The sequence below is a fragment of the Marinobacterium mangrovicola genome, from assembly GCF_004339595.1.
Taxonomy (GTDB): Bacteria; Pseudomonadota; Gammaproteobacteria; order Pseudomonadales; family Balneatricaceae; genus Marinobacterium_D; species Marinobacterium_D mangrovicola.
The window spans coordinates 219,328-228,673 of the sequence record NZ_SMFU01000007.1; the positions used below are offsets into that span (position 1 = coordinate 219,328).

Here is a 9,346-nt window from a genome sequence, read left to right on the forward strand (position 1 = left end):
ATATTAATGTAGTCTCATTGCGTCAAACATTAAGCGCTAGTGGCGTCGGGCAGGTAAGAGGCAGGGGAGATGCTGCCCTTTTCGTGGGCAGCATCGTTGTATTTCTCCGGCGCTTACTGGGCAGCCAGAGTGACCTGTTCAAAATCGGGAGAAACTTCCATCGCCTTGAGTAGTTTGCCCACATGAGCAAGCAGGCGGTAGCGGCCGTACCACTCATCCATGGTGCCGTTGATAAAGTCCGAACGGGCAGTGAAGTATTCGTTCTCCGAGTCCAGCATATCGAGCAGCGTACGCTGGCCGATATCGAACTGGCGCTGGTAGGCGGTGCGGGTTTCTCCGGATGAGGCTACATGACGTTCCAGCTGTGGCAGGCGCTGGTGAATGTTGTTAAGCCGGTTCCAGGAGGAGATCGCATTGGCTTTCAGCTCCCGTTGTACCGCGATGGCGGAAGCGCGCTGAGCCTGGCTCAGGTGCTCCAGCTGTTTCACGCGGGCGCTGTCGGCACCGCCGTTGTAGGCGTTGTAACGTGCCATCAGCATGGCCAGAGCTTCATCTTCCCGAAAATCAGAGGCATCGACACCGTGGTTGGAGCTGGCGCTCATCTCCAGGTGAAGTGTTGGGTGGAATGCCGCACGGGCAACGTTCTTTTGCGCCATGGCCGATTCGTGCTGGGCAATGGCGGCCAGCAGGGCGGGGTGCTCGGTCAGTGCGATCGCGACGGCATCATCGGGAGTCGACGGAAGGTCGGTGCAGCACTTGTCTGTGGGCATCTGCAGATCGACGGGAGGATGGCCGACAACGCGTTCAAAGTTGATTTCGGCTTCCCAGAGGTTACCTTCGGCTACGACCTTGTTGGATGAGGCCAGAGCCAGACGGGCCTGCGCCTGCTGCAGGTCCGACTCAGATCCGAGACCGGAGTCAAAGCGCCGTTTGATCTTGTTGTAGGTTTCCTGGTGTGACTCCAGATTTTCATCGGTGATGGTCAGCAGCTGTTGATAGCGCAGCACATCCAGATACACCTGGGTCACACTCAACGCTGTGTCTTCCGAGGTTGCCAGCAGGGTGAGCGCTGAAGAAGATGCCATCGACTCGGCCGCATCGACACGGCTTTTGGTGGCATAGCCGTCATAGAGCATCTGGCTGATGCTGAGCGTCGCTTCGCGGCGATCCATCTCGTCATCGCCCGGCGCCGTGCTGCCGTTTTCGGTCCACTCGTAGCCGTAGCCCAGTGTCAGATCGACATTTGGCCGGTACTCGCCCTTTTCGATGTTGATCTGCTCTTCATCGGTGAGGCGGCGGGTGGCATCAAAAAGCACCATGGGGTTGGTTTCCATGGTTTCAGTGATCGCTTCATCGATTGTCTGCGCGTTGGCCGGCAGAGCTGCAGCACCCAGTGAGCCGCTGATTGCGGCCGCTAGCAGTGTATTTCGCATCCTTTGCTTATTCATGACTTCACTCGAACTCTGTTAGCGAACATTGATTTCGACGCGTCGGTTCTTGGGCTCGCGAACCCCATCCCCTGTCTCAATCACTGGCTGGGATTCGCCAAGTGAACGGGTGGTGATGGTCTGCGGGTCTACGCCGATATCGATAAGATCTTCACGCACGGCTTCAGCCCGGCGCTGTCCCAGCGTCTGGTTGAACGCGGCGCTGCCAGAGGTGTCTGTATGGCCGGTGACGACCACCTCCGGTGCGGCGCGCTCCAGTACCGCCTGATAAAGGCGCTGGGCGTCCGCAAGCGACTCATCGGTGAGTATATCGGAGTCAAAGTAGAAATATACCGGTACGTAAATCGGCGCCGGTGGCAGTGCAGCGATCGCATCGCCAAAGGTCTCCTGCATCGTCGCTTCATCACCGGTAAATGTCGTGGCTACGCCGCCAGCGACTTCGGCCGCTGCGTAATCACCCTCAAGCACCAGTTGGTCGCCATTAACCAGTGCGACATCGACTATGCCGGTGCGGCCCTCTTCCGGCATGACCATGTAGGTTTCGACCAGTGCAGGGCAGAAGGGCGGTGGTGTAGTGGAGAGCAGCACTTCGCCCTCGGTGGTGGCGGCAATATCGGAAACCGGCTTATCCGGGCCCAGTGTATTGACGGCTCCGCTGTATACAGTGCACCCGGACAGGGTTGTGAGCAGCAGAGCGGAGGTCAGCAGGCTAGCTGAACGACTCATTCCGCGACATCCTTATCCAGAGAATTGGAGACCTTGACCGAGAACTCGGTACCGCGCACGGCGAGAATGGCGGCGGGGGTTCTGACCTTGACCGCGCCCGGGCGGTTTTCAACCAGTTTACCGGCGATCATCGACAGGGTGCCGTTATCCACCTCGACATCCAGATTGCCATCATGGCTGATGTCATCGAACGAAAAATCGGCGAGAGATAGCGTAGAGTCGGGGCCAGCGGCAACGCGGGTATCGTCGTCGAACAGCAGGCCGATGCTGCCGTTTGCGCTGGTAATAATGCGGTCGGCCTCGTGAACTCGCTGACCCAGCGCTGCAGAGAGAGACTCGCCGTCGCGTATCAGGGTTACGTCGCCGCTGAGGGTTTTAATGGTTGCAACAGGTTCCGCAAAAGATAAAACCGGTGTAGCAGCCAGAACCAGCGAAAGGCACAGCTTTTTTGCAGGTGAAATCATCGTTGGGTGCTCCATTACCCGCCGGTTTTTCATACTGCTGGCCGGCGATATAACTAGTTATGATTAGTATTCACGAGTGCCCTGAATCATAGCTCAGCGATAGTTTGCTACAAGTAAAAACGGTGGCGAAATAGGGACTTTATTTGCCTTTTTGTTTTTGTGTCTAAATTGAGCGACATATGTTTTCAAGGCTCGGTTTTTTGAGCCTGATTAAAATCAGAGCATTGCCTTCAAATAGCTGGATCCTGCATTCATACAGTCGAATGTATGTAATCCAAGTTCCTGGGCCAGGTCCGTGCAAACGTTTATACCGCGGCAGCTGTTTCCTTTGGCGTCGAGTTTGGGGGAGTAGCTGGCGATACCCAGCTGACGATTTACGACAGCCATGACGCCGCCGCTGACTCCACTTTTGGCCGGCACGCCCACCCGGTAAGCCCACTCTCCGGAATAATCGTACATGCCGCAGGTAAACATAATTGACAGCATATTGCGCACTGCATCCAGGTCGTAGACCTCTTCACCGGTGACCGGGTTTTTACCCAGGTTGCACAGCGTAGCTGACATAATTGCCAGGTCACGTGTGTTAACCAGAATGGAACACTGTTTGAAGTAGAGATCGAGCGCGGGTTCTACCTCCTCCGGCACCATGTCGAAATTGAGCAGCAGATAGGCTATGGCTCGGTTGCGGTGGCCGGTTTTCGATTCCGAGCGATAAACGTCTTCGTCGATACCCAGATCGCGGCCAGCAGCGGCGCTCAGTCGGGTGAGGATGCGGTCCATTGCCTGGTCGCCATACTTTTGATAGAGCAGTGCTGTGACGGTGATTGCGCCGGCGTTGACCATGGGGTTGAAAGGGCGGTTGGTGACCTTTTCCAGCTCGATGGAGTTAAAGCTGTCACCGCTGGGCTCAACCCCGACGTGTCTTGCGACCTTCTCTTCTCCAAAGGCTTCCAGCGCCATACCAAATGCGAAAGGTTTAGATACGGATTGCAGGGTGAATAGCGTGTCGCTGTTGCCGGTTTCGAACACCTGGCCTGCGGAGGTCGCAATGGCTATGCCGAAGTGGTCAGGGGACGCTTTTCCCAGCTCAGGAATGTAATTCGCTACTTCGCCCTTGGTGACTCCAGCATAGCGAGAGTGGAGGCCGTCGATCAGAGTTTGAAGCCAGCGATCTTCCATAGAACGGCCCTCGTTTGATTGCGAGCAATAAGGTTGTCTGATCGGACAGCAATTAATATGCCCACTAGAAATGTGTTTGTATTTCTTCGCGGACGTTTAGATAAAAGGCATTGTTTCTAAAGAGTATTTTTGTATCGGTTATGTAAACTAAATTTAATATTAATTATTAAAAGAATAGTTTTTATAAAAATAATCTAATGTGGTTGATTTTTTATGCCCCCAGTTGGAGCGCGAACCTTGATGTGCTCTATGCTGAGGCATTTTGATTTAAGTAATAGCGTCTTCTATTTTATACATTGACTTTGCCTGTCTCGGCGTTTTTATATGGCGCTAGGTGATTTTTTCTATTTGGCAGGTTAGCGGCAGGGAAGGGCGGTAATTCCGTGTTTGAACTTCGGGGTGGAAGATCAAAGCTGTCGCCGTTCGGCAAAGGCTGGGCTGCGCCTGCGGGGTTATTGGTACTGGTGCTCTTTCATCTGTTTAGTCTGGTGCCGTTCCAGTCTTTTCTGCGCACGTTCAATTTCGACCTTTACCAGTTGGTGATGCCGCGGGAGAGGCAGTCGGCGCCAGTGGTGATCGTGGATATCGATGAGGAGAGTCTGGCTCGATACGGTCAATGGCCCTGGCCTCGAAGCCTGATGGCCCGCCTGATCGAAGAGATAGGCGTGTATAACCCGGCGGCCATTGGTATCGACGTCATTATGCCTGAGGCGGATCGCAGCACTCCCTGTCAGTCTTTGCGTCTGTTGCCGTCAACGCCGGAAAGTTTGCTGGAGAGCGTTTGTGCTCTGCCCAGTAATGATGAGCTTTTGGCCCAGACGCTGGCGGCCTATCCCACAGTGCTCGGAGTGGCCGGTATACCCGGTAATACGCCTAAGGCGATGCCGATGACGCCGGTCAGAATTAAAGGCGGCGATGCACTGGCTTGGGTAAGGCAGTTTCCCTCGGCGCTTCGTAACCTGCCTGCCCTGGAGGCGGCGGTTTCCGGGCATGCGATTCTCAGTGCGGATATGGATAGGGGGGTGATTCGCAAGGTGCCAATGGTGGCGGCGGTCGGTGGGAATATTTTGCCTTCATTGTCGTTGGAGTCATTGCGCTTGGCGGCCGGCTCGCCACTGTTTGATGTCAGCGTGGGCGAGTGGGGCATAAGCGGTGTCGGTTTTGCTGATCTGAGCATACCGACTGAGTCTGATGGTTCCGTTTGGGTTCATTATTCCCATCACGATCCGGATCGTTTTGTCTCGGCTTCCCGGGTGCTTATGGGGGCGATCAGTCCTGGCGAGTTAGAGCGGCGTTTGGTTCTGATCGGGTTTACCGGCTTGGGTCTGGTGGATTTTCCCACCACCTCGCTGGGGGAGAGGGTGCCGGGGGTAGAGATTCATGCTCAGGTACTCGAATCGATCTTCGATGGAGAGGTGCTGCAGCGGCCCTATTGGGCGCGATGGGTGGAGGCTGGCCTTATGACAGTGCTCGGTCTGGTGGTGCTCTATCTGCTGCCGCGTCTGAAGGCCTGGATGCATATTCCCATCGTTGCGGGGCTTGTCATGCTGCTCGCGGCCGGTGGACTGCTGGCTTACTCAAAATATCTGCTTCTGTTGGATGTGGCGTCTCCCTATGTTCTGTTTGTTGTTCTTTATATCGCGATGATGGCGGACTCTCTGCTGAGTGAGGAGCGGCAAATCGATACGCTGGAAGAGGATCTCAGAACTCAGCGAGAAGAAGCAGCGCGGGTTCGTGGTGAAATGGAGGCGGCGAAACGGTTCCAGATGGGCATAGTGCCTAATGCTATGGACGTGTTTGCCGGTGAGCCGAGAATCGATCTCGATGCCTTTATGGAGCCGGCCAAAATGGTGGGTGGTGATCTGTACGACTGTTTTATGCTGGACGAGCATCGCGTCTTTTTTGTGCTGGGCGATGTCTGTGGTAAAGGTGTACCAGCCAGCCTGTTTATGGTTATCAGTAAAACGCTGTGCAAAAGCGTACTGCTGCGTGATGGGCTGAAAAACCTGGAACTGGGGCAGTTGGTCAGTCGGGCCAATGTCGAGATCGCCAGGGATAATCCGGAGATGCTTTTTGTTACGGCGTTTCTGGGTGTAATCGATCTGCGCACGGGGGAGCTGCTCTACTGCAACGCGGGGCATGAGCGACCGGTGCTGGTGGCGGAGCGCTGTCGTTCACTGGAACTTGAAGGCGCCAGTGGTCCGCCTATCGCGATCGTTGACGAGTTTGAATACACAACGCACCGTCATCAGCTCTCCAGTGAGGAGTTTCTCTGCATCTTCTCTGATGGTGTGACGGAAGCGGCAAATCGAGATCAGCAGCTGTTCGGCAAGGAGCGGCTGCTGAGTGCTCTACAGGGCGTGACCAGGGACGATCGCTCAACTTCTATGCTGGAACGGGTAAAACAGGGCGTTTATCGGTTTGTTGGCGACGCTGAGCCTTCCGACGATCTCACCGTGATGGTGGTGAGGTGGCGGAAGGAGGGCAGCGAATGAAGCGGCAACAGCAAAATGTTTTTTTATTGAGGTTGAAAGACGTATGGAGATTCGTGAAGAAGTACTTGAAGGTGATATCTACAGAATTTGCTTGGACGGCCGAATGGATATAGAGGGCGTGGCAAGTATTGAGAAACGCTTTACCGAACTTGTGGCTGAGCCCTACGATCGGGTGGCCGTGGATATGTCCGCGGTGCCTTACATGTCATCTATTGGTATCCGGGCTCTGCTGATCAACGCCAAGGCGGTGAGTCGACGCGGTGGTAAATACGTCATTCTGGCGCCTCAAGCCGAGGTGCTGGATGTCTTGAAGGTTTCAGGGATCGATCAGTTGATTACCATCTGCAGCGACCTGGACGAAGCAGGCAAGGTTTTATCAGGCAATTGAGGTATCGGCCCGTGAGTGACCTCTCTCTATCGCGTGGCGCAGAGCGTTCACTGCAGATCGCTAACCGTCATTCGGAAATTCCGCGCATGAGTCTTTGGCTTGAGCAGGCATTGTCAGACATGGGGGTTCCGTCGGCGGTTCGTTTCAAATTCGACTTGAGCGCGAACGAGGCGGTCACCAATATCATCGACTACGCCTTTAGCGACGAGCGAGGGCATCAGATCGATTTGCAGTTGACGCTGGCGGGAGGGGAGTTGAGCCTGGAAATTATCGATGACGGCCGGGCATTTAACCCGTTGGAGTTTGAGGCGGAGCCGATACCGGTAAGGCTGGAGGATGCAACGCCCGGGGGCTTGGGTGTCAAACTGATCCGTCACTACATGGACCGCTGCGATTATCGACGCAAAGATGACGTCAATCACCTGGTGCTGGTTTGCGGGCTATAAAAAAGAATCGAAAAACGAAACCAGCAGGCGCTTAAATCTCGCTGTCTGCAGAAAACATTAGAGAGGGAATTAAAAAAAGAAGATGGTCGGAGTGGAGGGATTCGAACCCCCGACCCTCTGGTCCCAAACCAGATGCGCTACCAAACTGCGCTACACTCCGACTTTCTACTTCAGGATGGCTCTCGAGCTGGACTCGAACCAGCGACCAATAGATTAATAGTCTACTGCATACCCCTGGCACCACCCTAGTAACGTGCTGATGATAAAGAAATTTATCTGAGATTTATAGTCGTTTAAGTCAGTGTCGAAGAGTTATGGTGACCGAAAGCCGCTTCAATCTGGTGCGACATCGTTCCGATAATGTGGAGGGGGTGAAAGTCAGCTATCTATTTACGGTTTTTAGCTTCGATCCACTGAGCCATGTATTGCGTGCTCTTCATACTGTGGTGTCTGAGCATGGCACCGGTGAAGTTGGCCAGCCGATGGCTATCCAGTTCGAGCTTCAACTTCAGTATCCGCTCAATCAGCGCGTCGGCATGGCAAGCAAAGTCGAAGCGCAGGTTGTGCAGGGTAAAGCCTTGTTGCTGGCATTCCAGCCAGGGGGGCGGTTGGGTATAAAGCTCTACGGCCATGTCTGCAAACTGCTCGGCATCATCCTCGACCGGCTGGGGCCAGTGCTGCTCCGCGCCCATGCCCTCTGCGCCGACAGAGGTCGTGACTGAAGGTGTACCGCAGGCAAGTGCATCGACCAGCTTGCCCTTAAGGCCTGCGCCGAATCGTAGGGGCGCCAGGTTAACCCGTGCCTGTTGCATCACAAGCTTCACATCTTCGGCCCAGCCTTTTATATGAAAGCCCTGCGTGGGATTGTGAAGCTGCGTCGCCTTGGGAGGAGGATAGGCGCCGTAGATATGCAGCTCTGCTTCCGGCAGGCGGGAGCGGATACGAGGCCAGATTGTCTGCTTCAACCAGAGTACGGCATCCCAGTTGGGAGCGTGGCGGAAATTGCCGATCACAATGAAATGCTGGCGCTGGTCAAAAGAAGGCAGGTGTTGTTGCTGTGCCGGTAAAACCGGCGGCTGCATAAATGGGCTGTTCAGCAGCAGGTTAGGATCAACGTTGAAAGTCTGCGTGAGCAGTTCGATCTCTGCTCCGGAAATCATCAGTGTCAGATCACTACGCAGGATAGCGGCGATTTCGCGCTTGGCGTGATCCGAGTAAAGCAGCTCGGCAGGCACATCCAGTTCAACCTGCCCACTTTGCTTGCTGGCTTGGTGTCGGGCCTGGCGCAGGCAGGAGAGATCTTCGGTATCGAGCAGGCGTATAGCCTGAGGGCAGTACTTTTCTACCCGCCAGCCGAACTGCTCTTCCATCATGAAGCGGTCAAACATGACCAGATCGGGCTTCAGGTCGCAGAGGAACTCATCGAAACTGGAGCAGTTAAGTGCAATGTTTACTTCACGGATGCCGCGCGCGGGCAGGTCGGTGCGATGGATGCTTTTTTCGGCGGGGCTGGCAAAGGTGACCTGCCAGTTCTGGGCGCGAAAGGCATCAAGCAGGGCGAGCATGCGGTAGCCAGCAGCACTGGACGCAGGTTCAGGCCAAACGTAACCGATAACAAGGATGTTCATGCTTAGTAACCCACCCGGATCAGGATTCTTAAATCTAAGGGGTGGTTCAGGGGAAGGATGTAGAAGATGGTCGGAGTGGAGGGATTCGAACCCCCGACCCTCTGGTCCCAAACCAGATGCGCTACCAAACTGCGCTACACTCCGACTTTCTACTTCAGGATGGCTCCTCGAGCTGGACTCGAACCAGCGACCAATAGATTAACAGTCTACTGCTCTACCAACTGAGCTATCGAGGAATATCCCGAATTTCGATTAAGGCGGTTGGCTCCTCGAGCTGGACTCGAACCAGCGACCAATAGATTAACAGTCTACTGCTCTACCAACTGAGCTATCGAGGAACACCTCAACCGAGGCCGCGTATATTAGTGACCGGGGCGGGGGGAGTCAAGCGCGAATTGTAAAAGTTTTTCATGTCAGTTTTTCTGTTTAATTCCTGATCAAATAATGACTTAGCGAATTTTCGGCTGAATCAAGAGTTCTGGCAGGTGGGCGGTTGTTTATCCAGCAGCGGATGCCCGGTCAGTCGGATAAGAAGATCTCCTAGTACCAGGGTACAGTGGTGCAAGTTGCCA

General features: G+C 54.7%; 8 protein-coding genes and 5 tRNA genes. 3 read left to right on the forward strand and 10 right to left on the reverse strand.

Annotated elements, in window-relative coordinates; translation table 11 throughout:
* Window positions 1–113: 113 nt before the first annotated feature.
* The 4 genes from CLV83_RS01925 to glsA form a co-directional block, all read right to left on the reverse strand.
* Window positions 114–1,448: a TolC family outer membrane protein gene (locus CLV83_RS01925; protein ID WP_132286746.1), complete on the reverse strand. Its 1,335-nt coding sequence runs from the start codon at window positions 1,446–1,448 to the stop codon at window positions 114–116.
* Between the two features lie 18 nt (window positions 1,449–1,466).
* On the reverse strand, window positions 1,467–2,174 hold the full coding sequence (locus CLV83_RS01930; protein WP_132286749.1) for an OmpA family protein: 708 nt from the start codon (window positions 2,172–2,174) through the stop codon (window positions 1,467–1,469).
* Window positions 2,171–2,638 carry a FecR family protein gene (locus CLV83_RS01935; RefSeq protein ID WP_165900212.1) on the reverse strand — a complete coding sequence of 156 codons (468 nt, stop codon included), beginning with the start codon at window positions 2,636–2,638 and terminating at the stop codon, window positions 2,171–2,173. Before CLV83_RS01935 ends, CLV83_RS01930 begins: the two co-directional genes overlap by 4 nt.
* Before the next feature lie 216 nt (window positions 2,639–2,854).
* A complete protein-coding gene (gene glsA / locus CLV83_RS01940; protein WP_132286755.1) occupies window positions 2,855–3,817 on the reverse strand; it encodes a glutaminase A in 963 nt (320 codons plus the stop codon).
* 383 nt (window positions 3,818–4,200) lie between these two features.
* Between glsA and CLV83_RS01945 the strand changes: the two genes are divergently transcribed.
* Genes CLV83_RS01945 through CLV83_RS01955 form a run of 3 tightly spaced genes read left to right on the forward strand, consistent with a single transcriptional unit; the run spans window position 4,201 to window position 7,146 of the window.
* Window positions 4,201–6,312, forward strand: a complete 2,112-nt coding sequence (locus CLV83_RS01945; protein ID WP_132286759.1) for a CHASE2 domain-containing protein — start codon at window positions 4,201–4,203, stop codon at window positions 6,310–6,312.
* Between the two features lie 43 nt (window positions 6,313–6,355).
* Entirely contained in the window at window positions 6,356–6,700 is a 345-nt protein-coding gene (locus CLV83_RS01950; RefSeq protein WP_132286762.1) for an STAS domain-containing protein, read from the forward strand.
* 11 nt (window positions 6,701–6,711) lie between these two features.
* Window positions 6,712–7,146, forward strand: coding sequence for an ATP-binding protein (locus CLV83_RS01955; RefSeq protein ID WP_132286765.1), 435 nt, complete (start codon window positions 6,712–6,714; stop codon window positions 7,144–7,146).
* An 83-nt stretch (window positions 7,147–7,229) separates the two neighbouring features.
* On the opposite strand, the gene CLV83_RS01960 is transcribed toward CLV83_RS01955, so the two are convergent.
* The 6 genes from CLV83_RS01960 to CLV83_RS01985 all read right to left on the reverse strand — a co-directional run bounded on the left by CLV83_RS01960 (window position 7,230) and on the right by CLV83_RS01985 (window position 9,112).
* Window positions 7,230–7,306, reverse strand: a tRNA-Pro gene (locus CLV83_RS01960).
* Between the two features lie 16 nt (window positions 7,307–7,322).
* A tRNA-Asn gene (locus CLV83_RS01965) sits at window positions 7,323–7,391 on the reverse strand.
* A 141-nt stretch (window positions 7,392–7,532) separates the two neighbouring features.
* Complete coding sequence (locus CLV83_RS01970; protein WP_132286768.1) at window positions 7,533–8,774, reverse strand: glycosyltransferase; 1,242 nt, start codon at window positions 8,772–8,774, stop codon at window positions 7,533–7,535.
* A gap of 67 nt (window positions 8,775–8,841) precedes the next feature.
* Window positions 8,842–8,918: transfer RNA gene (locus tag CLV83_RS01975), tRNA-Pro, on the reverse strand.
* A 16-nt stretch (window positions 8,919–8,934) separates the two neighbouring features.
* Window positions 8,935–9,010 (reverse strand) — tRNA-Asn (locus CLV83_RS01980).
* Window positions 9,011–9,036: 26 nt separating this feature from the next.
* A tRNA-Asn gene (locus tag CLV83_RS01985) sits at window positions 9,037–9,112 on the reverse strand.
* Window positions 9,113–9,346 lie beyond the last annotated feature (234 nt).

Excerpts from the sequence above, each read along its gene's own strand:
- CLV83_RS01925 (WP_132286746.1), bottom strand. The coding sequence starts at position 1,448 with ATGAATAAGCAAAGGATGCGAAATACACTGCTAGCGGCCGCAATCAGC.
- CLV83_RS01930 (WP_132286749.1), bottom strand. The coding sequence starts at position 2,174 with ATGAGTCGTTCAGCTAGCCTGCTGACCTCCGCTCTGCTGCTCACAACC.
- CLV83_RS01935 (WP_165900212.1), bottom strand. The coding sequence starts at position 2,638 with ATGATTTCACCTGCAAAAAAGCTGTGCCTTTCGCTGGTTCTGGCTGCT.
- glsA (WP_132286755.1), bottom strand. The coding sequence starts at position 3,817 with ATGGAAGATCGCTGGCTTCAAACTCTGATCGACGGCCTCCACTCTCGC.
- CLV83_RS01950 (WP_132286762.1), top strand. The coding sequence starts at position 6,356 with ATGGAGATTCGTGAAGAAGTACTTGAAGGTGATATCTACAGAATTTGC.
- CLV83_RS01970 (WP_132286768.1), bottom strand. The coding sequence starts at position 8,774 with ATGAACATCCTTGTTATCGGTTACGTTTGGCCTGAACCTGCGTCCAGT.